At 71.0% G+C, this 22,140-nt stretch carries 11 protein-coding genes; 7 read left to right on the forward strand and 4 right to left on the reverse strand.

The features are described from left to right. Positions 1-2 precede the first annotated feature (2 nt). From HDA45_RS38410 to HDA45_RS38435, 6 genes are all read left to right on the forward strand, one after another. Positions 3-5,321: an SDR family NAD(P)-dependent oxidoreductase gene (locus HDA45_RS38410; RefSeq protein ID WP_184903856.1), complete on the forward strand. Its 5,319-nt coding sequence runs from the start codon at positions 3-5 to the stop codon at positions 5,319-5,321. A 323-nt stretch (positions 5,322-5,644) separates the two neighbouring features. Continuing rightward, positions 5,645-8,683: a non-ribosomal peptide synthetase gene (locus tag HDA45_RS38415; protein ID WP_184903858.1), complete on the forward strand. Its 3,039-nt coding sequence runs from the start codon at positions 5,645-5,647 to the stop codon at positions 8,681-8,683. Beyond that, entirely contained in the window at positions 8,680-14,112 is a 5,433-nt protein-coding gene (locus HDA45_RS38420; protein WP_184903860.1) for a non-ribosomal peptide synthetase/MFS transporter, read from the forward strand. Before HDA45_RS38415 ends, HDA45_RS38420 begins: the two co-directional genes overlap by 4 nt. Continuing rightward, a complete protein-coding gene (locus tag HDA45_RS38425) occupies positions 14,109-15,380 on the forward strand; it encodes an ATP-grasp domain-containing protein (RefSeq protein ID WP_184903862.1) in 1,272 nt (423 codons plus the stop codon). The genes HDA45_RS38420 and HDA45_RS38425 overlap by 4 nt, the downstream gene beginning before the upstream one ends. After that, entirely contained in the window at positions 15,377-16,642 is a 1,266-nt protein-coding gene (locus tag HDA45_RS38430) for an ATP-grasp domain-containing protein (protein ID WP_184903864.1), read from the forward strand. The genes HDA45_RS38425 and HDA45_RS38430 overlap by 4 nt, the downstream gene beginning before the upstream one ends. Next, positions 16,639-17,580, forward strand: coding sequence for a TauD/TfdA family dioxygenase (locus tag HDA45_RS38435; protein ID WP_184903866.1), 942 nt, complete (start codon positions 16,639-16,641; stop codon positions 17,578-17,580). The genes HDA45_RS38430 and HDA45_RS38435 overlap by 4 nt, the downstream gene beginning before the upstream one ends. Before the next feature lie 85 nt (positions 17,581-17,665). Here HDA45_RS38435 and HDA45_RS38440 read toward each other — a convergent pair whose 3' ends face one another. After that, entirely contained in the window at positions 17,666-18,304 is a 639-nt protein-coding gene (locus HDA45_RS38440) for a CoA transferase subunit B (RefSeq protein ID WP_184903868.1), read from the reverse strand. Position 18,305: 1 nt separating this feature from the next. Continuing rightward, the gene (locus HDA45_RS38445) at positions 18,306-19,088 is read right to left on the reverse strand and encodes a CoA transferase subunit A (RefSeq protein WP_221471348.1); all 783 of its coding nucleotides are present in this window, start codon (positions 19,086-19,088) and stop codon (positions 18,306-18,308) included. A gap of 95 nt (positions 19,089-19,183) precedes the next feature. On the opposite strand from HDA45_RS38445, the gene HDA45_RS38450 reads away from it, so the two are divergent. Continuing rightward, positions 19,184-19,954: an IclR family transcriptional regulator domain-containing protein gene (locus HDA45_RS38450; protein ID WP_184903872.1), complete on the forward strand. Its 771-nt coding sequence runs from the start codon at positions 19,184-19,186 to the stop codon at positions 19,952-19,954. Here the strand turns inward: HDA45_RS38450 and HDA45_RS38455 are convergent. Together HDA45_RS38455 and HDA45_RS38460 are read right to left on the reverse strand one after the other, a co-directional pair. Beyond that, positions 19,948-20,823, reverse strand: a complete 876-nt coding sequence (locus HDA45_RS38455) for an MmyB family transcriptional regulator (RefSeq protein WP_184903874.1) — start codon at positions 20,821-20,823, stop codon at positions 19,948-19,950. The two genes, HDA45_RS38450 and HDA45_RS38455, sit on opposite strands and share 7 nt — an antisense overlap. A gap of 52 nt (positions 20,824-20,875) precedes the next feature. Further along, complete coding sequence (locus tag HDA45_RS38460; RefSeq protein WP_184903876.1) at positions 20,876-21,679, reverse strand: SDR family oxidoreductase; 804 nt, start codon at positions 21,677-21,679, stop codon at positions 20,876-20,878. Positions 21,680-22,140: the final 461 nt, after the last annotated feature.

The raw sequence follows: 22,140 nt of genomic DNA on the forward strand, positions 1-22,140 counted from the left end.
CCGTGAACCACCTTCCCGAAACCGGCACCGGCGATCCCGGAGCCGAACCGATCGCTATCGTCGGATTGGACGTGCGCGTGCCCGGCGCGCGGGACGCGCGGCAGTTCTGGCGCAACCTCGTCGACGGCGTCGAGTCGATCGTGTCCGCCACCCGCGAGGAGATGATCGCCCGCGGCGCCGAAACGGCCACCGTGGACGATCCGAGCTGGGTGAACGCCACGGCCATGGTCGACGGCTTCGACGAGTTCGACGCGGAGCTGTTCGGCATGACCAGCCGCGAGGCCGAGATCACCGACCCGCAGCATCGGCTGTTCCTCCAGGCGTGCCACGCCGCGCTCACCGACGCGGGCTACGACCCGGCCCGCTTCGACGGCGCGATCGGCGTCTACGGCGGGTCCGGGGGCACCGGCTACCTGAAGGAGAACCTGCTGCGCAACGAGCGGATCCTCGCCTCGCAGCACGGCGGTATCGGCATCTCGACCGGCAACCAGCCGAGCTACCTGACGACTTCGGTGTCGTACAAGCTCGACCTGCGCGGCCCGAGCCTCGCGGTGTTCACCGCCTGCTCGACTTCCCTGGTCGCGGTGCACCTGGCCTGCGAGGCGCTGCGCAACGGCGAGTGCGACATGGCCCTGGCGGGCGGGGTCAACCTGGAGATGCCGCATGGCATCGGCTACATGGGTGTCGACGGCTTCACTTCGCCGGACGGCCACGTGCGCGCTTTCGACGCCGGCGCCAACGGCACGGTCTGGAGCAGCGGCGCCGGGGTCGTGCTGGTGAAGCGGCTGTCGCAGGCGATCGAGGACGGCGACCACATCCGGGGCGTCGTACTGGGCAACGCGATCAACAACGACGGCGCCACCAAGGTCGGCTTCTCCGCGCCCAGCGTGTCCGGGCAGACGGAGGCCGTCGCGCAGGCCGTCGGCATGGCCGGTGTCGACCCGCGCACCATCGGCTACGTCGAGGCGCACGGCACCGGCACCGCGCTGGGCGACCCGATGGAGATCACCGCACTGTCCACTGTGTACGGAGACGGGGTCACGGACACCGGCTGGTGCGCTATCGGCTCGGTGAAGTCCAACATCGGCCACCTGTCGCAGGCGGCGGGCGTGGTCTCGTTGATCAAGGCCGTGCTCGTCATGGAGCACGGGCTGATCCCGCCGACCATCAACTACGACGAACCCAACCCGGGTATCGACTTCCCGGCGAGCCCGTTCTACCCGGCGCGCGGGGTGACGAAGTGGGAGGCGGGCCAGGTGCCGCGGCGGGCGGGCGTCAGCTCGTTCGGCGTCGGTGGCACCAACGCGCACGTCGTGCTCGAGGAGGCGCCGATCCCACAGCGGTTCCGGACGCCGCACCCGGCGCACCTGCTGCGGGTTTCGGCCAACACCGCGGAAGCGCTGTCGGACGCGGTCGACGGGCTGGCCGAGCGGCTGGCCGGGGACATCGACCTCGATCTCGCCGACGTGGCCCACACCCTCGCCGCCGGGCGCACCGAGTACCCGCACCGCGCGGTCGTCGTCGCCCGTGACCCGGAGGACGCGATCGACGGGCTGCGGGACTCCCGGCGCCTCGTGTCCGGACAGGCCGCGGAGACGAACGTGGCGTTCCTCTTTCCCGGGCAGGGTTCCCAATACGCCGGGATGGGCGCCGAGCTGTACGAGGCCGAGCCGGTGTTCGCCGCGGCCGTCGACGAGTGCCTGCGGCTGCTCGAAGCCGAGCTGCCGGAGCTGCGCGACCTGATCTTCTCGGCCGGTGGCGAGCAGGCGCTGCGGGAAACCCGCGTGACCCAGCCCGCGCTGTTCGTCGTCGAGTACGCGTTGGCGAAGCTGTGGCAGAGCTGGGACGTGCGGCCCGCGGCGATGATCGGTCACTCGGTCGGCGAGTACGTCGCCGCCACCGTCGCCGGGGTCTTCACCCTGCCGGACGCGCTGAACCTGGTCGCCACGCGCGGCCGTCTGATGCAGTCGATGCCCGCCGGGGCGATGCTGGCCGTCCAGCTCGACGAGGAGAGCGTCGTCACGCGGCTGCCGGGCGCCCTCGCGGTCGCCGGGGTGAACGGGCCCGGCACTTGCGTCGTGGCCGGGCCGTCGGACGCGGTCGCGGACTTCGCGGCGACGCTCAAGGCCAGCGGCGTGCAGTGCCGCGAGCTGGTGACCTCGCACGCGTTCCACTCGCCGATGATGGACCCGGTGCTGGCCGAGTTCACCGAGGCCGTCGCCGCCGTCACCCGCACCGCGCCCGACCTGCCGTTCCTGTCGAACGTCACGGGCGACTGGATCACCGACGCCCAGGCCACCGACCCCGCCTACTGGGCCTCCCACCTGCGCCAGGCCGTCCGGTTCGGCGACTGCGTCAAGTCCCTGTTCGCGCGCGGCGGCCGCTGGGCGCTCGTCGAATGCGGCCCGGGGCACCAGCTGGCCGGGCTGGCCCGCGGCCAGGTCCCGAAGGGCATGCCCGCGCCGCAGCCGAGCCTGCCGGGGCGCACCGAGCGCATCGGCGACGTCGAAACACTGTACGGCGCGGCCGGTCTCTTGTGGACGAACGGGGTTTCCCTCCAGGCGCGGATGTTCGGCGCGCCCGGCCACCGGGTACCGCTGCCCGGCTACCCGTACGCGCGCAAGCGGTACTGGGTCGACCCGGATCCGGTCACGGCCACCCAGCCCGCGCGGTCGACCGGTCCGCTGCCCCTGTCCGAATGGTTCGCTGTCCCGGCGTGGCGGCAGGCGGAACCCGACCTGAGACGTGAGCCCTTCGCGAACGCGCTCGTCTTCGCCGCCGACGACGTCCTGCCCGGCCTGCTGCGCGAAGCCGGAGTGACGGTCACCGAAGTGCGTCCCGGCGACGGGTTCGCCGCGACGGAGACCGGATTCACCGTCCGGCCCGGGGTGCGCGAGGACTACGACGCGCTCGTGGCCGCGCTGCCCGACCGGCCCGAACGGGTCGTGCACGCCTGGACGCTGGCCGGGGAAGAGCGTGGCATGGCCGCCCAGGACCACGGGTTCTTCAGCGTGCTCAACCTCGTCCAGGCCTGGGGCGAGCCGGTGCGGATCGACGTGCTGAGCACCGGCACCGCCGACGTCACCGGTACCGACCTGACCCGCCCCGAGCACGCGACCCTCGCCGGTATCGCCAGGGTGGTGCCGCTGGAGGTCCCGGGCACGGTGGTGCGCCGGATCGACGCCGACCGCCCACAGGACTTCGTCGCCGAACTGTTCCGCCCGGCCGACGCGGCGGCCGAGGTCGCGCTGCGGGCAGGCCGTCGCTGGGTGCTGGACCACACGCAGATCGAACTGCCCTCGGCCGCCGAGCCGGTGCTGCGTGAAGGCGGCCGGTACCTGATCACGGGCGGGACCGGCGGCATCGGCATCACGCTCGCCGAGGACCTCGCCCGCCGGGTGAGGGCGAAGCTCGTGCTGCTCGCCCGCACCGGGCTGCCGCCGCGCGCGGAGTGGGACGCGCATCTCGCCGCGCACGGCGGCACCGACCGCGCCGGGCGCACGATGCTCGCCGTGCGGCGGATGGAGGCCGCGGGCGCGGTGGTGCACGTCGCCGCCGCCGACGTCACCGACGCGGCACGCCTGCGCGAGGTGCGTGAGCTGGCCGAGCGCGAGTTCGGCGGCCTCGACGGGATCGTGCACGCCGCCGGGATGCCCGGCGGCGGTGTCGCCGAGGTGAAGGAGCGGGCCGCGGCCGAGGCCGTGCTGGCCCCGAAGATCGCCGGGACGCTGGCTCTCGCCGAGGCGTTCGCCGACCTGCCGATGGACTTCGTCGCGCTGTGCTCGTCGATCACCGCGGTGGTGGGCGGCATCGGACAGGTCGACTACTGCGCCGCCAACAACTTCCTCGACGCCTACGCGCGGGGAAGCCACGGCTGGCGGGCGCGGCTGGTCTCGCATGCCTGGGGTGGCTGGGACGAGGTCGGCATGGCCGCGGAGGTGGCCGCGCCGACCACGATCCGCACCGCCCGGTCGCGGGCACTCGGCCCGGTCGAGCATCCCGTGCTCACCACGCGCACCGAGGACGGCGCGCACGGCCTCGTCTCGGCGGCCACGCACTGGCTGCTCGACGAGCACCGGATCGCCGGGGTGCCGGTGGTACCGGGCACGGGACACCTGGAGACCGTCCGCGCGGCGGTGGCGGCGGCACTGCCGAAACCCGGTGACGGGCACGTCGTCGAGCTGCGGGACGTCGCGTTCCTGGAGCCGTTCGGTGTCCCGGACGGCGCCACCGCGGAGTACCGCGTGGAGTTCGACGGCGACGACTTCACCGTGACCAGCCACGTCGCCGGCGCGAGCCGGACCCACGTGCGCGGCTCCGCAGGGTGGGTCGCGGCCGAGCCGGTGTCCACTGTGGACATCGAGGCGGTGGCAGGGCAGACCGAGCCGATCGACGACGGGCACGGCTTCGGCACCGGCCGCACCAGCATGGTCACCTTCGGCCCGCGTTGGGCGGCGCTGCGCGAACACCGCATCGGCGCACAGGAGGAGCTGGCCACGATCACGGCTCCCGACGCGGCGGCGGGTGACGTCGGCGCGTGGGGTCTGCACCCGGCACTGCTGGACGTCGCGACCGCTTTCGGCCGCGGCCGGGGGAGCGGCACCTACCTGCCGATGAGCTACGGCCGGATCGTCGTGCACGACATGCTCCCGGCGAGTTTCCGCAGCCACCTGCGCTACCGCGACTCCGGCGGCGACCAGGTGGTGGCGGCCGACCTCTCGCTGTGCGACGAGACCGGCCGCGTGCTCGTCACGATCGAGGACTTCGTGCTGCGCCAGGTCGATCAGGACGCCGTGGGAGGCAGCCTTTCGGCACCTATGATGTCCACAGTGGACACTGCGCCGACCTCGACCGGGATCCGGCCGGTGGACGGCGCCGAGGCGTTCGTCCGGGCGCTGGCCCCCGGCCTCGGCGGGCAGGTGGTGATCAGCACCCTCCCGGTGCGGGAGCTGATCGAGCACCGGGTCAGCGCCGAGGAGCTCGACGAACCCGGCGAAGCGCTGGTGAGGGTTTCGGAGGACGACTACGTCGCCCCGCGCACCGACCTCGAGGCTGAGATCGCCCGCCAGTGGACCGAGCTGCTCGGCGTGGAGAAGATCGGCGTGCACGACGACTTCTTCACCCTGGGCGGCAACTCACTGGTCGCCATCCAGCTCATCGCCCAGGTGCGCAAGGCCACCGGTACGCGGCTGGCGATGAAGACGCTGTTCGAAGCGTCCACAGTGGCCACTCTGGTCGAGCGGATCGAGGAGCTGCGCGACGGCAAGGCCGAGGCGCCGGCCGAACCCGCCCGGACCACCATCCCGAAGCTCGAGCGCTAGAGCCCGTTGGCGAACTCAGGCGGGTGGGCCTCGACGGTCGTGGGTGGGGTTGCGAAAGCCACTTTCGCAACCTTCAGCGTTGCGAAAGTGGCTTTCGCAACGCGCCTGCGGCTCACCCTCGGGTCGTTCGCCTGCGGGTCGGCTCGGGTGTCGCGAAAGCCACTTTCGGGACGCCTGATGTCCCGAAAGTGGCTTTCGCGACATCGCCACAGGCCACTCGCGACCCACGACAACACCCTCTGCCACACCGCACGCCAGCCAGGCCGGCAGCCGAGATCCCGTCGGGTCTCGAATCCGCCACCAGACACCGAGAACAGGAAATCATGAGCGACACGAAGGAATGGACGTTCCCGGCCTCGTTCGGGCAGGAGCGGATCTGGCTGTCCGGCCAGCTCGACCCGGCGTCCCCGGTGTACAACCTGCACTGTCAGGCCCGGCTGGACCGCCCGCTGACCGCGGCGCAGTGGCGGACCGCGCTCGGCGTCATCGTCGGACGGCACGAGGCGCTGCGCACGTCGTTCCGCATGGACGGCGGCGCGCTCGTGCAGGTGGTGCATGCCGAGGTGCCGATCGAGCTCGAGGTACACGACCTGCGGGACCTGCCCGCCGACGCCCGCGGTGACCGGCTCGCCGAACTAGTCCGTGGTGTGTCGCGCGGGGCCATCCCGCTCGACTCGCCGCCGCCGTGGCGTGCCCAGGTGTGCCACACGGCCGACGACGAGTGGGTGCTCACGTTCGTCGTGCACCACACCGTGTTCGACGCCGCCTCGGTGCTGGTGCTGGGGGCCGAGCTGAGCGAGGCCTGCGACGCCGTGTTCGAGGGCCGCGAGCCGAAGCTGCCCGAGCTGGCCATCCAGTACCCGGACTACTCGGCCTGGCAGCGCGGGCAGCTCGAAACGTCGGGCGAACAGCTGGACTACTGGCGGACGCAGCTCGCCGGGCTGCCGCCGGTGCACGGCCTGCCCACGGACAGGCCGCGGCCCTCGCAGCTGACGTTCGCCGGTGACCAGGTGGACTTCGCCCTCCCGGACGGACTGATCGATCGGGTCGGCGAGCTGGCCCGCGAGCTCTCGGCGTCACCGTTCATGGTGCTGCTGGCCGGCTACGCGGCACTCGTGTCGCGACTGTCCAGAGTGGACGACATCGTCGTCGGCGTTCCGGTCGCCGGCCGCGACCTGCCCGAGCTGGCCGACCTGATCGGCATGTTCGTCAACCAGATGGCCGTACGCGTCGACTGTTCGGGCGCACCCGCGTTCACCGAACTGGTCGGCCGGGTCCGGACCACGCTGCTGGAGGCGATCGATCACAGTCAGGTGCCGTTCCAGGCGGTCGCCGAGGCGGCCGGTGGCGAGCGCGACCCCGGCGTGCAGACGCTGTATCAGCTCGGGTTCAACTTCCTGCCCGACTCGGGGCTGGAGCCGGTCCGCTCGGCCACCGCGAAGGACGACATCGCGATCGACCTGACCGCCGTGGACGGCAGGCTCGTCTACCGCACCGACCTGTTCGACCGTGAGACCGCCGAAGCCGTGGCCGAGCGGTACCTGCGGCTGCTCGCCGCGGCACTGGCCGATCCGGCTCGGTCGGTCGCGGATCTGCCACTGCTGTCGGACGACGAGCGAGAGCTGGTCCTGACCGGCTGGAACCCGGAAGAAGTGTCCACTTCGGACGCGACGACCGTGCCCGCCCGGTTCGAAGCCCAGGTGCGGCGGACCCCGGATGCGCCGGCCGTCGACTTCGGCGGGGTTCGCCTGACGTACGCCGAGCTGAACACGCGGGCCAACCGCGTCGCACACCGGCTGCGCGAGCTGGGCGCCGGTCCCGGCACCGTCGTCGGCGTATGCGTGCCGAACTCGGCGGACCTGCTGACCGGCGTGCTCGGGGTGCTGAAGAGCGGCGCGGCCTACGTCCCGCTCGACCCGGCCAACCCGGCCGCCCGGCAGGCGCTGATCCTCACCGACGCGGGTGTCCCGTTCGTGCTGGTCGCCGGACAGTCCACTTTGGACACCAAGACGCTGGCACTGGACGACCCGGCCGAGTGGTCCACCGCGGCCACCGAGGACCCGGAACCGGCCGCCGGACCGGGCGACGTCGCCTACGTGATCTACACGTCGGGCTCGACCGGGCGGCCCAAGGGCGTCGAGGTCGAGCACCGGGCCGTCGACACGTACCTGGCGTGGGCGCGTGAGGCCTACCCCGGTCTGGCCGGACGGGCGTTGCTGCACACGTCGCCGTCGTTCGACCTCACCGTGACGACGCTGCTCGGCACCCTCACCGCCGGGGGCGCGGTGGTCGACGGCGGCCGCCCGACGTTCGTCAAGGCGACCCCGACGCACCTCGCCGTCCTCGCCGAGGAGCTGTTCCCGACGGGTGAGCTGGTGCTCGGCGGTGAAGCGCTGACCGCCGAGGCCGTTCAGCCGTGGCGGGAGCGGCACCCCGGCACGCTCGTCGTCAACGAGTACGGCCCGACCGAGGCCACGGTCGGCTGCGTCGCGCACCGGATCGAATCCGGGGACGAGCTGCCGTCCGGACCCGTCCCGATCGGCCGTCCGGTGCCCGGCACCCGTGTGTACGTCCTCGACGAGCGGCGGCAGCCGGTGCCGCCGGGTGTCCCGGGCGAGCTGTACGTCGCCGGGTCGCAGCTCGCCCGCGGTTACCTCGGGCTGCCGGATCTGACCGCCGAGAGTTTCACCGAGGGTCCGTCCGGCCGGATGTACGCGACGGGCGACCTCGTTCGCTGGCGCCGGGATGGCACGCTCGACTACCTCGGCCGTGTCGACGAGCAGGTGAAGTTGCGCGGCTACCGCATCGAGCCCGGCGAGGTCGAAGCGGCGCTGCGTGAACTGCCGGAAGTGCGGGACGCGGCCGTGGCGGTCCGCGGCGACACGCTCGTCGGCTATGTCGTCGGCAGCACCGACGGGGCGGCCGAAGCCCTGCGGAAGACGTTGCCGGAGTACCTGGTGCCGACCCGGTTCGTGACGCTCGACGCGCTGCCGATGGCGGCCAGCGGCAAGCTCGACAGGGCCGCGCTGCCGGATCCCGAACCCGGCGAAGCGACGGCGTACGTCGCGCCCCGGACCGCGGCCGAAGAACTGGTCGCCGAGGTGCTCGGCGAACTGCTCGGCGTCGAAGACCTCGGCGCGCACGACGATTTCTTCGCCCGTGGCGGCAACTCGCTGCTGGCGATCCGTGCGATGTCCCGGCTCCGCAAACAGCTCGAGGTCGACATCCCGGTGCGGGGGCTGTTCACCCTCACCACCGTCGCCGGGCTCGCCGCCGAGATCGAGCGGCGGCTCTCCGAGGACCTCGACCAGCTCAGTGACGAAGAGGTCCAGCGCCAGCTGGCCGAAGGCGAGCTCTCATGACCACGATCGACGAAACCAGCAGCGCGGCCGCGCGCCGTGCCCTGCTCGAGCAGCGGCTGCGACGGCGCACGGAACCTGCCGCGACCATCACGCCGCGCCCCGGCGACGCCGTCGTCCCGCTGTCGTATCAGCAGGAACGCGTCTGGTTCATGGAGCAGTTCGCGCCGGGCACCGGCTCGTACCACATCCCGGTGCCGATCCGGCTGACCGGACGGCTCGACGTCGCCGCGCTCCAGTCCGCTTTGGACACTCTGCCGGTGCGGCACGAGGCGCTGCGGATGCGCTTCCCGGCCGGGGAAGACGGACAGCCGACCGTCCACATCGAACCATCGGTCACGGTCGGTCTGTCCCTTGTGGACGCGGGAAGCGAGGAGGCGGCCCGCGCCGCCGTCGACGCCGCCGCGGCCGAGACGTTCGACCTGGCAGCGGGCCCGCTGCTGCGGGCGACCCTGGCCCGGGTGTCCGACGAGGAGCACCTGCTCGTCCTGTGCACGCACCACATCGTGGGCGACGGCTGGTCTGTCGACCTGCTGCTGCGTGACCTCGCCGCGCAGTACCACGCCCTGAGCACCGGCGGCACGGCCGAGCTGCCCGCGCTGAGCATCGGGTACGGCGACTTCGCGCACTGGCAGCGCCGGACGCTCACCGGCGGCGAACTCGACCGCCAGCTGGAGCACTGGCGGGCGCAGCTCGGCGGGGTCGAGCCCCTGGAACTGCCCACGGACCTGCCCCGGCCCGCCAAGCAGAGCTTCGACGGCGCGATCCACGAGTTCTTCGTCGAGCGCGACCTCGCCCGTGCTCTCGGCGAGCTGAGCCGCGAGCACGGAGTCACGCTCTTCATGACCCTGCTGGCCGCTTACCAGGTGCTGCTGGCGCGGTATTCGGGCCAGGAGGACTTCGCGATCGGTTCGTCGTCGGCCGGGCGCGGCCTGCCCGAGCTCGAGGGCGTGGCGGGCATGTTCATCAACATGCTGCCCCTGCGTGCCCAGCTGGCGGGCGACCCGTCGTTCGCCGAGCTGCTCGAACGCACCCGGCGGCACGTGCTGGACGCCTTCGAGCACGCCGACGTGCCGTTCGAGCGGCTGGTGAACGCGCTCGGCGTGCCCCGTGACGTCAGCCGCTCGCCGGTGTTCCAGGCGATGTTCGTACTGCAGAACTACGAGATGGGCCGGATGGGCGCGGCCGGGGAGTCCGCAGTGGACTTCCGCTGGCTGCCGATGGACCTGCCCGCGACCCGGTTCGACTTCGAGTTCCACGCCATCGAGGTCGAACGCGGGCTGATCGGCAAGTTCGTGCACAACACGGCGCTGTTCACCGAGGACACGGTCGCCGGGATGGCCGGGCGGCTGGTCACGCTGCTGGGTTCGATCGTCGCCGACCCGGGCAGGCGACTGTCCGAATTGGACATCCTCGACGCCGGGCAGCGCGAACTCGTCCTGGAGCGCTGGAACGCCACGGCGGCCGAGTTCCCGCAGACCACGCTGCACGCGCTCGTCGAGGAGCAGGCCGCCCGGACGCCGGACGCGCCCGCGGTGACCTTCCGCGGCGCGTCGCTGACCTACCGCGAGCTGGACGAGCGGGCCAACCGGCTCGCGCACCGGCTGCGTGGCCTCGGCGTCGGACCGGGCGTGCTCACCGGGGTGTTCGCGGAGCGGTCGTTCGAACTGGTCGTCGCGCTCCTCGGCGTGCTGAAAGCCGGTGGCGCGTATGTCCCGCTCGATCCGGAGTACCCGGCCGACCGGCTGGCGTTCATGCTGCGGGACGCGGCCGCGCTCGTCGTGCTGACGCAGGCGGCGTTGCGCGAGACGCTGCCGCCAGGTGACGCGACCGTGGTCGTCCTCGACGACCTTGCCGAGACGGCCGGGCAACCGGGCACCCCGCCCGAACCGCTCGCCGGACCGGAAGACCCGGCGTACGTCATCTACACCTCGGGCTCGACCGGACAGCCGAAAGGCGTGCCCAACGGTCACCGCGGCATCGTCAACCGCCTCGACTGGATGCAGCGCGCGTACCGCCTCGACGGCACCGATTCGGTACTGCAGAAGACCCCGGCCGGTTTCGACGTGTCGGTCTGGGAGTTCTTCTGGCCGCTGATCACCGGCGTGCGGCTCGTGCTCGCCGAGCCCGGAGGACACAAGGACGCAGCGTACCTGCGTGAGCTGCTCGCGTCCGAAGGCATCACCACCGCGCACTTCGTGCCGTCGATGCTCACGCTGTTTCTGGCCGAACAAGGCGTCGAGACCTGCACGGCGCTGCGGCGGGTCGTGTGCAGCGGCGAGGAACTGCCGCTCGACGCCGCCCGCGAGTTCACCCGGCGACTGCCGCACTGCGAGCTGCACAACCTCTACGGCCCGACCGAAGCCGCCATCGACGTCACCTCCTGGCATTGCACGCCCGCCGCGCTCGCGGAGGTCGCGTCGGTGCCGATCGGGGCGCCGATCCAGAACATCCGGATCTACGTCCTCGACCGTGCCGGGCGGCCCTGCCCGGTCGGCGTGCCCGGCGAACTGCACATCGCGGGCGTCGGCCTCGCCCTGGGCTACCACAACCGTCCGGAGCTGACTGCCGAGCGGTTCGTGCCCGACCCGTTCCACAGTGGACGGATGTACCGCACCGGCGACCTCGCGCACTGGCGCCCGGACGGGACGATCGCGTTCCTCGGCCGGATCGACCACCAGGTCAAGCTGCGAGGCCTCCGCATCGAACTGGGGGAGATCGAGACGACCTTGCGCGCCCGGCCGGGGGTGCGCGACGCGGCCGTGATCGTCCGCGAGGACACGCCGGGGGACAAGCGGCTGGTCGGGTACGTCGTCGGCGACGCCGAGCCCGGCGCGCTGCGGACGGCGCTCAAGCAGAGCCTCCCGGACTACATGGTCCCGCCGTCGTTCGTTCCGCTCGACGAGCTGCCGCTCACCCCGAACGGCAAACTCGATCGCAAGGCGCTCCCCGCTCCGGTCGCGTCCCGGGACGCCACCAAAGAGCTGGTCGCGCCGTCGACCCCGGTCGAGATCCTGCTGGCCGGGATCTGGCGGGACGTGCTCAAAGTGGACGAGCTGGGCGTCGACGACGACTTCTTCGACCTCGGCGGCCATTCGATGCTGGCCACCCAGGTGGTGGCGCGGATCGGCAAGGCCGACGCGGGCCAGGTCGGCGTCATGGACCTGTTCCAGCACCGCACGATCCGCGAGCTGGCGTCCTTCATGGACGGTGACAACGCCGACAGGCCACGCCATCTGCTCTACGAGCTGACCAAGCCGACAAAGCAGCGGACGCTGTCCTACGTCTGCTTCCCCTACGGCGGCGGCAGCGCGATCGTCTACCAGCCGCTGGCCGACGCGCTCCCGGAAGGCCACTCGCTCTACTCGGTCGCCATCCCCGGCCACGACGTCGGACTGTCCGAAGAAGCCCTGCCCTTCGACGACCTGGTCGAGCGGCTGACCGGCGAGATCCTCGATCGTGTCGACGGCCCGCTGGCCATCTACGGGCACTGCGGTGTCGGCAACGCGCTCGCCGTCGCCGTCGCCCGGCTGCTCGAAGAGCGCGGCCGCGAACTGGAGGTCGTCTACATCGGCGCGATCTTCCCGTTCGCCCGGATGAAGGGCGCGGTGGGCACGCTGCGCACCCGGCTGGAGAAGCTGCGCAGCAACCGGTACTACTCGAACTGGCTCAAGGGCATGGGCGTCGACACCGACGACCTCGACCCGGCGCAGGCCGACCGGATCATCACGAACATGCGCGCCGACAGCCGCGCCGCCGAGGAGTACTTCAGCGGCCTGCTCGACGCCCGCGTGGCCAAGCTGCGCGCGCCGATCGTGTCGGTGGTCGGCTCCGAAGACCCGGTCACGGACTACTACACCGAGCGGTACCGGGAGTGGGAGTTCCTCACCGACACCACCGCGCTCGTGGTGCTCGACCGGGCCGGGCACTTCTTCCTGCGCTACCGGGCCGACGAACTCGCGGAGATCGTCACGCAGGTGCACCCGGCGCTGGACGACCCCGGCGAACTCGACGTCCGGGCCCGCGGTGAAGACGCGGCCTGGGCGGTGCACGAGACCCATCGGGCGGAGGTCGACGAGAAGCCCTCGGTGAAGCCGAGCATGGCCCGGTTCCTCACGATCACGGCCGGGCAGCTGGTGTCCTCGACCGGCTCGGCGCTGACGTCGTTCGCGGTGCCGATCTGGCTCTACACCCGTACGGGATCGGTCGCCGACCTCGGCCTGCTGTGGGCGCTCGCGCTGCTGTTCGGCGTGCTCGTCCTGCCGGTGGCGGGCGCACTGGTCGACCGAGGCGACCGGCGGCGGATCATGATCGCGGCCAGCGGTATCGCCGGCGGGATCCAGCTGGCCCTGGCGTTGGTGCTGATCACCGGGCACGTCCAGCTGTGGTTGTTCTACGTGCTGATCCCGCTCGGGTCGGTGGCCGCGTCGTTCCAGCGCATCGCCTATCAGTCGTCGGTGGCGCAGTTGGTGCCCAAGCAGTACCTCGGGCACGCGATGGGCCTCGCGCAGCTGTCCACCGGTTTCGCCCAGCTGCTGATGCCGGTGCTCGCGGCCGGGCTGCTGGCGGCGATCGAGCTGTCCGGCATCCTGATCCTGGACATGGCGAGCTACGTGTTCGCGATCGTGGGCCTGCTGCTGGTGCGGTTCCCGGATCTGCTGGGCTGGCGCCCGCGCGAACCGCTGCTGACGGCGATCGCGGGCGGGCTGCGGTACTCGTGGAACCACCGCGGCTTCCGCACGATGCTGCTGTACTTCGCGCTGGCGAACGTCTTCCTCGCCCCCGCGCTGGTGCTGGTCTCTCCGCTCGTGCTGTCGTTCGGCTCGGTCACCGACGTCGCGCAGGTGGCGCTGGCCGAGGCCCTCGGCGCGGTGGCGGGCGGGATCGGGATGGCGTTGTGGGGCGGCCCACGGCACCGGCGGATGGTCGGCGTGCTCGCGGGCAACATCGGGATCGCGCTCGGCAGCCTGGTGATGGGCCTGCGGCCGTCGCTGATCGTCGTCGCGGCCGGGGTGTTCCTCCTGGCCGCCGCGATGTCCGTGTCGCAAGGCATCTACGCGACGCTGGTGCAGGTCAAGGTGCCGCAGCGGTTCCACGGCCGGGTCTTCGCGATCAACCAGACGATCACGTGGTCGACGCTGCCGATCGGGTTCGCCGTGCTGGCGCCGCTGGCCGTCGGCTGGTTCTCGCCGCTGCTGGCGCCGGGCGGCGCGCTGACCGGGTCTGTCGGCTCCGTGCTCGGCACCGGCGAGACCCGGGGCATCGGGCTCGCGTATGTCGTCTTCGCGCTGATCCTGCTGCTGATCAACGTGGGCGGGTTCTCGCTGCGGCGGCTGCGCCGGTTCGACACCGAGGTGCCCGATTCGCTGCCCGACGACCTGGTCGGCGCGCAGGAACGTGAGCGCAAGCTCGCGGGGAAGAAGGCCGCATGAGTACGGCAGTGCTGGTCCGGGAGGCCCGCGGGCACTGGGTCGGTGAGGTCGCGCCGTCGATGCGGGCGGCCGGGCACCGCGTGGTGCTGCTCGCCCCGCCGATGGACGCGGCCGAGCGGGCCGCGCTGGCCGGTGTGGTGGACGACGTCGTCGCGCTCGACGACGTCCACGACCCGGAAGCCGTCGCGGCGAAGGTCCGGGAGATCGACGGCGGCGCGCTGGCCGGGATCTTCACCGGCTCGGACGGTGCCATCGCGAGCACCGCCCGCGCCGCGGAGCTGCTCGGTGTGGCGCGCTGCCCGGCGTCGGTGTTCGCCTTGTGCGCGAACAAGTTCGCGGTCCGGGAGGCCCTCGCCGCTGCCGGGTTGCCCGGCCCCGCCTACGCCCTGATCTCGTCGGCCGCAGAGGCGGCGTCGGTCGCTTCGGCGGTCGGGCTCCCGGCGATCGTCAAACCGGTCAACGGGGCGGGCAGCAACCTCATCCGCACGGTGTCCACTGTGGACGAACTGGCGGCCGCGTACGAGCTGCTGGCCGCGCGGCTGCCCGAGTCCGCGGATCCGCGCTACCACCGTCCACTGGGGACGCTGGACCCTTCGGCGACGTTCCTGGTCGAAGGGTTCCTGCAAGGCCCGGAGTACGCGGTGGACGTGCTGGTCCGCGACGGTGTGGCCGAGCCTGTCGAGATCCTCGACAAGCCGCTGATCGACGAGCGGAAGTTCGAGCTGGCGCTGTCGTGCCCGCCCGCAGGGCTCACCGCCGACCGGGCCGGGCTGGTCACCGCGGCGGCGATCGCCGCGGTCCGCGCGCTGGGTCTCGACAACACCTGCGCCCACGTCGAGCTGATCGACGACGCCGACCGTGGTCCGACCATCGTCGAGGTCAACGCGGGCAGGCCCGCCGGGTCGATCATGCCGCTGCTGGCGAAGCTGCGCACCGGCATCGACGTGTTCGCCGAGTTGGCGGCGCTCGCGGTCGGCGCTCCGCCGCCGGTGCGGGAACCCGCCAAACTGCCGATCCCGCTGGGCATGCTGATCCTCTACGCGGCCGGTTCGGGCCGGTTGACGAGGATCGGCGGGCTCGACGAGATCGCCGAGCTGCCCGAGGTGATCGACGTCGTCACCACCGTCTCGCCGGGACAGGTGCTCACCGACGAACAGGAGACCTACGCGGTCAACCTCGTTGTGGCCGGGTTCGCCGATCACGAAGACCTTGCCGCCCTGCACGCGGAGGCGAGCAAGCTCGTCCAGCTGGAATTGGAGGACGTGTGAACACCGTGTTCGTGGTGCGGGAGACCGCGGGGCAGTGGATCGCCGACGTCGTGGCCGCCGTGCGCGCGACAGGGCTGGGGGCCGAGCTGGTCACCCAGCCCCTGGAACCGGCCGAGCGGGCACAGCTGACGGAACTGGTGGACGGGTTCGTCGTCGTCGACGACGTCCGTGACGCCGAAGCCGTCGCCGAGGCCATCCGGGCGCGGACCGCGCGTCCGGCCGGGGTGGTGACCGCCGCCGAGGGGATCATCGCGAGCGTCGCCCGTGCGGCCGAGCTGCTCGGCGTCGCGCGCTGCCCCGCGTCAGTGTTCACCGTGACGCACAACAAGTTCGCGGTCCGGCAGGTGCTGGCCGCGGCCGGATTGCCGGGTCCGCGCTGCGCCCTGATCTCTGCCGAGTCCGAGGCTGCCTCGGTCGCTTCGGCGGTCGGGCTCCCGGCGATCGTCAAGCCGGTGAACGGCGCGGCGAGCAATCTCGTCCGCACGGTGTCCACTGTGGATGAATTGGCGGCGGCGTACCGGCTGCTGGCCGAGCGGTTGCCGCTTTCGGAGGACGCCCGGTACCACCGGCTCGTCGGGTCGATCGACCCGCTGAAGGTGTTCCTCGTGGAAGGCCTGCTGCGCGGGCCGGAGTACGCGGTCGACGTCCTGGTGCGTGACGGCGTCGCGGAACCGGTGGCCGTGGTGGAAAAGCCGTTGATCGATGAGCGCAAGTTCGAGCTGGGCATGGTCTGCCCGCCGCTCGAACTGTCCGAAGAGGACACCGAGCGCCTGTTCGCGGCGGTGACGGCCGCCGCGCTCGCGCTGGGCCTGGACAACACCTGCGCGCATGTGGAGCTGATCGACGACGTCGAGCTGGGCCCGGCGATCGTCGAAGTGAACGCGGGCCGCCCGGCGGGCGGCGCCCAGCCGGTGCTGCTGAAGCTCGCGACCGGTATCGATGTCGTCGCCGAGTCCGTCTCGCTGGCATTGGGCACGCCACCGCCCGCGCGAGGCGCGGGCCTGCCAGTGCCAGTGGGCTACCTGATCTTCTACGCCGAGGGCACCGGACGGCTGGTCCGCGTCGACGGCACCGACGAGGTCGCCGACCTGCCCGAGGTCCTGGAGGTCGTCACGATCGTGCGCCCCGGCCAACTGCTCACCGACGACCAGGAGATCTACGCGGTGAACGTGCTCGCCGCGGGGTTCGCCGACACCGAAGACCTCGCCGCGCTGCACGCCGAGGCCGCCAAGCTGATCCGATTCGAACTGGAGGAGTCATGACCGAACTCGCGGCGAACCTCGACAGCGCCCACCACGTCAAGGGCAACGAACACACCAAGCTCACCGTGTACGCGGCCACGGGCCTGGACTGGGTGCGCGCGCACCGCGAAGTGCTGCAGGACCGGCTGCGCGAGCACGGCGCGATCCTGCTGCGCGGCATGCCCGCCGACCTGGCGGTCTTCAACCAGGTCACCGAGGAGATCGGCGGCTCGCTGCTGACTTACACGGAACGGTCGACACCGCGATCGGCGGTCTCGGGCAACATCTACACCTCGACGGAGTACCCGCCCGCCGAGTCGATCCCGATGCACAACGAGAACTCGTACTCGGCGAACTGGCCCGCCCGCCTGTTCTTCCTGTGCGACACGGCGGCCGAAACCGGCGGCGCGACGCCGATCGCCGACAGCCGCGCGATGTACCGCCTGCTGCCCGCGGATCTGCGTGAGCGGTTCGCGGGCGGCGTCTCCTACACGCGGGCGTTCCGTGAAGGCCTCGGGCTGACCTGGCAGGACGCGTTCCAGACCGACGACCGCCAGGTGGTGGCGGACTACTGCACGAGCAACGGGCAGACATACGAGTGGACCGACGAGGGCCTGCGCACGCGGCACGTGCGCCCGTCCTTCACCACGGAACCGCACACCGGCGCGATGGTGTGGTTCAACCAGGCGAACCTGTTCCACGTCTCGAGCCTGGGGGAGGAGGTCAGCGAGGCGCTGCTGGATCTGTATCCCGAGGAGGACCTGCCCCGCAACGCGTACTTCGCCGACGGCTCGCCGATCCCGCAGGCGGATCTGGACACGATCAAGGCGACCTACGACGAGGTGAGCTACGCGTTCCCGTGGCGGCCGGGCGACGTCATGGTCATCAACAACATGCTGATGGCCCACGGACGCGAGCCGTTCACGGGCAAGCGGCGGACCCTGGTCGCGATGACGTGACCCGACTGGGTCGCGAGCGGCAGGGACGATGAGAAGCACCGGCTGCCAGGAACGTTCCTGGCAGCCGGTTCAGGGTCTTAGCGGCCTAGCCGACTTTGACGCGAAGGCGCGGTCCGGTCTTCTCCTGCACTTCGTCGGCCGTGACGCCCGGCGCGAGTTCCACGAGGTCGAGCCCGTCGGGCGTGATGTCGATGACGCACAGGTCGGTGATGATCCGCTGGACGACGCCACGGCCGGTGTAGGGCAGTGAGCATTCGTCGACGACCTTGTGGCCGCCGTCCTTGGCGACGTGCTCCATCAGCACGATGACCTTCTTCGCGCCGTGGACCAGGTCCATCGCGCCGCCCATCCCCTTGACCATCTTGCCGGGGATCATCCAGTTCGCGATGTCACCGGACGCGGAGACCTGCATCGCGCCGAGGATCGCGGCGTCGATCTTGCCGCCGCGGATCATGCCGAAGGACATCGCCGAATCGAAGAACGACGCGCCCTTGCGGACGGTGACGGTCTCCTTGCCCGCGTTGATCAGGTCCGGATCCAGTTCGTCCTCGGTCGGGTAGGGGCCGACACCGAGGATGCCGTTTTCCGACTGCAGAACGAGTTCGACGTCCTCGGGCACGAAGTTCGGCACGAGGGTGGGCAGGCCGATGCCGAGGTTGACGTAGTCGCCGTCGTGCAGTTCGGCGGCGGCCCGGGCGGCCATCTGGTTGCGATCCCACGCCATGTCAGTTCTCCTCCGCGCCCGCGACCCGCACGGTTCGTTTCTCGATCGGCTTGTCGGCGGCCTGTTCGGGCGTCAGCGGCACCACGCGGTGCACGAACACGCCGGGCAGGTGGACGGAGTTCGGGTGGATCTCGCCGGGCTCGACCAGTTCCTCGACCTCGGCGACGGTGATCCGGCCTGCCATCGCGGCGAGCGGGTTGAAGTTGCGGGCGGTGTCCCTGAAGACGAGGTTCCCGTGCCGGTCGCCCTTCCACGCGCGCACGAGCCCGAAGTCGGCGACGATCGCGTGTTCGAGCACGGCCTCCTTGCCGTCGAAGCTCTGCTTCTGCTTGGGAGGACTGGACTTCTCGACGTTGCCGGAGCTGTCGTACTTCCACGGCAGGCCACCGTCGGCGACCTGCGTGCCCGCACCCGTGACGGTGAAGAACGCGGGAATGCCGGAACCGCCGGCGCGCAGCCGTTCGGCGAGGGTGCCCTGCGGCGTCAGCTCGACCTCGAGCTCGCCGCCGAGATACTGGCGGGCGAACTCCCTGTTCTCCCCGACGTAAGAGGAGACCACGCGGCGGAGGCGACCCGCGCCGAGCAGGACGCCGAGGCCCCAGCCGTCCACCCCGGCGTTGTTCGATACCACCTCGAGGTCCGAGGTCCCGGCGTCGTACAGCGCGCCGATCAGGACCGCGGGGACCCCGCACATCCCGAACCCGCCGACCGCGAGCCTGGCGCCGTCGGGGATGTCGGCGATGGCATCCGCGGCTGACTCGATCACTTTGTCCACGCCAGCCATGACATCGTGCGCCGCACACGTGGTCAATGAGTGAACGCGTTCCACCTGCGGATTGTTCATCAGGCGAGCGCCTGAGATGGGGTAGTGTTCACTGAGTGGACGCCCCTGGAGACCTTGTCGGCCGAATACACCAGTCGCTGCGCGCGGTCGCGGTGCACGAGCCGGACGGTGCGACGACGACGACGATCGCGCGGGAAGCGGGATTGCCGCGGCCGACCGTGCACCGGCTGCTGACCTCCTTGCAGGGAGTGGGCCTGGTGGACCGGATGCCGGACACCGATCACTGGGTGCTGGGCCCCGAGTTGTACTTCCTCGGCGTCGCCACGGCGCGGCGGTACGACGTGACGGAGGCCGCCCTGCCGTCGGTCCGGCGGCTCGCACTCGCCACGGGGGAGAGCGCGTTCTTCTCCGCGCGGCGCGGGGAGGAGACGATCTGCCTGATCCGTGAGGACGGCGCCTTCCCGATCCGCAGCCATGTCCTCTACGAGGGCGCCCGCTTCCCGCTCGGGGTCGTGTCGGCGGGCATGGTGATCCTCGCGCACCTGCCCCAACGGGAGGTCGACGACTACCTCGGCGCGGTCGATCTGAGCGTGGAACACGGTGCGCAGCACACCGCCCGCGAGATCCGCGCGCATATCGCCACCACTCGGACGAACGGCTACGCGGTGAATCCCGGGCTCGTGGTGGAGGGCAGCTGGGGGGTCGCCGCCGCCGTCTTCGATCGTGCCGGGTCACCGCGCTGGGCGCTCTCCCTGACCGGTGTCGAGCACCGGTTCGGCCCCGATCGCCGTCCGCAGCTGGGCGCTCTGCTGTTGCAAGAGGCTCACGCGCTTTCCGAACGGCTGGCGCGCGGGACCGCTCACTGAGCCTTCTCTCCTGGCTGGGCCGCCCACGACGCCAAGAGGGTCAGGCCGTCCGCGGTCGTGGTGCCGGCGGGTGCGGTGTAGACGGTCAGGAGCAGGCCGGGTTCGGTGGGCAGTTCCATCGATTCGACGTCCAGGTCGAGCCGGCCCACTGCTGGATGGTGCAGGCGCTTGCGTCCGGACCGGTGGAGGCGAACGTCCTGAGACGCCCATCGCCGCCGGAACAGTTCACTGCGTGTCGACAGTTCACCGACCAGGGTGATCAGCTGCTCGTCGTGCGGATTGCGGCCGGCTTCCATGCGTAGCTTCGCGGCGACGTCGCGGGCGATGCGGTCGTAGTCGACGAAGAACGTTTGTGCCGCTTCGGGTTCCAGGTACACGAACCGCGCGGTGTTCGCCGGCCGTCGTGTGTCGGCCAGTACCGGTGAATACAGCGCGCGGGCGAGGTGATTCGTGGCCAGCACGTCATAGCGGCCGTTGCAGATCCACGCCGGTGCGTCGGTGATGGCGTCGAGTACCTGCTGAAGCGCCGGCCGCACCGTCGTCGTGGCGGGTCGACGGCGGCGTGGACCGCCGGGCGCCCTGTACTGCCGCGCGAGGTGGAAGAGGTGATCGCGCTCGGCCTCGTCGAGGTGCAAGGCGGAGGCCAACGCCTCGAGCACCCCGTCGGAGGTACCGGTGAGACTGCCGCGCTCCATCCGCACGTAGTAGTCGACCGATACCCCCGCCAGGAGAGCTACCTCTTCGCGACGCAGGCCTTTGACCCGGCGGTTGCCGCCGTAGGCGGGCAGTCCGGCCCGCTCGGGCGTGATCCGCGCGCGACGCGAGCGGAGGAAGTCCTTGATCTCGGTGCGCGGATCGATCTTGGCCACCCCTTCACCATAGGCAGTGGCCGCGGGTGGAGGGAGGTTCTGCTGGTACCCCCTAGGTACCCGACGCGGTCGTGGCGATGCCGCCGTCGACCGGGATGACGGTGCCCGTGAGGTAGGACCCGGCCCGGCTGGCGAGGAACACGGCGATGCCCGCCATGTCGTCGTCGCGGCCGAGCCGACGCAGAGGGGCCTTCGCCGCGATCGTGTCGCCGATGGCATCGAGTGTGGACGCCATCATCCGCGACGGGAACGGTCCTGGGGCCACCGCGTTCACCGTGACGTGCTGGGGGCCCAGCTCCCTGGCCAGCACCCTGGTGAGTTGATGGAGGGCCGCTTTGCTGCCGGCGTAGGAATAGTTGGGCGACTCGGCGACGTGGACGGCGGCGATACTGCCGATGTTGATGATCCGCGCGGGATCATCGGCGGTGCCCGCTCCGCGAAGTGCGGGGAGCAGCGCCTGCACCAGCCAGAACGGCGACTTGAGGTTGAGGTCGAGCACCGCGTCCCAGGCCTCGTCCGGGAACGTCTCCAGCGGCTCGCGCCACATCGCTCCCGCGTTGTTGACGAGGATGTCCAGGCGTCCCGAACCGGCCTTGACAAGATCGGCGAGGCGCTGGCACTCGTCGTGCCTGGACAGGTCGGCGGGAATCGCCCGGACGTCGCCGAATTCGGACAGCAGTTGCTGTGCCTCCGCGCACGTGTCCGGATTGCGTGAGCTGATGACGACGCGGGCGCCCGCCTGAAGAAGGCCGCGCGCGATCATCATCCCGATGCCGCTGGTGCCGCCGGTGACGAGTGCGTATTTCCCACTCAGATCGAAAAGGTCTGCGTGCGGGGTGGATTGGCTGTCCGCCATGGGTCTTCGTTCCTTCTGTCGTGGAAAAATGTGCTGACACGGTCGCGATTCCGGATTGTTGTCAGAGCTTTTGTTCAGGCGCCGGGTTCGAACAGGTTGACAGTTGTCCGGGACGTTTGGGAGATCCTGGCGAGTCAGGTACTGGGAGAACCCCCTTGCCTGGTCCTGCTTGGCTGAGGTGGCGGGGAGTCAAGGGGCCGAAAGGCAAATGTGGCATGTCGCGAAAGCCACTTTCCCTACCTTCAGAGTAGGCAAGGAGTCCTTCACACCCTCCTCAAGTACATGAAGGACCCCTTCACTGCGCCTAGCGCAAGGAAGGGGTCCTTCACGTACCTCAAGCAGGGGCAAGGAACCGGAACCGACGGCGGCCCCAGGACATGACTGCGGTCGTTCGTGGGACCGGGTCGCGAAAGCCACTTTCGGGACATCAGACGTCCCGAAAGTGGCTTTCGCGACATGCC

The sequence above is a fragment of the Amycolatopsis umgeniensis genome, from assembly GCF_014205155.1.
GTDB classification, from domain to species: Bacteria; Actinomycetota; Actinomycetes; order Mycobacteriales; family Pseudonocardiaceae; genus Amycolatopsis; species Amycolatopsis umgeniensis.

What these genes read in the sequence shown, in the direction of transcription:
- HDA45_RS38445 (WP_221471348.1), bottom strand. Translation starts at nt 19,088, where the DNA reads ATGGCTGGCGTGGACAAAGTGATCGAGTCAGCCGCGGATGCCATCGCC.
- HDA45_RS38415 (WP_184903858.1), top strand. Translation starts at nt 5,645, where the DNA reads ATGAGCGACACGAAGGAATGGACGTTCCCGGCCTCGTTCGGGCAGGAG.
- HDA45_RS38425 (WP_184903862.1), top strand. Translation starts at nt 14,109, where the DNA reads ATGAGTACGGCAGTGCTGGTCCGGGAGGCCCGCGGGCACTGGGTCGGT.
- HDA45_RS38435 (WP_184903866.1), top strand. Translation starts at nt 16,639, where the DNA reads ATGACCGAACTCGCGGCGAACCTCGACAGCGCCCACCACGTCAAGGGC.
- HDA45_RS38420 (WP_184903860.1), top strand. Translation starts at nt 8,680, where the DNA reads ATGACCACGATCGACGAAACCAGCAGCGCGGCCGCGCGCCGTGCCCTG.
- HDA45_RS38440 (WP_184903868.1), bottom strand. Translation starts at nt 18,304, where the DNA reads ATGGCGTGGGATCGCAACCAGATGGCCGCCCGGGCCGCCGCCGAACTG.
- HDA45_RS38460 (WP_184903876.1), bottom strand. Translation starts at nt 21,679, where the DNA reads ATGGCGGACAGCCAATCCACCCCGCACGCAGACCTTTTCGATCTGAGT.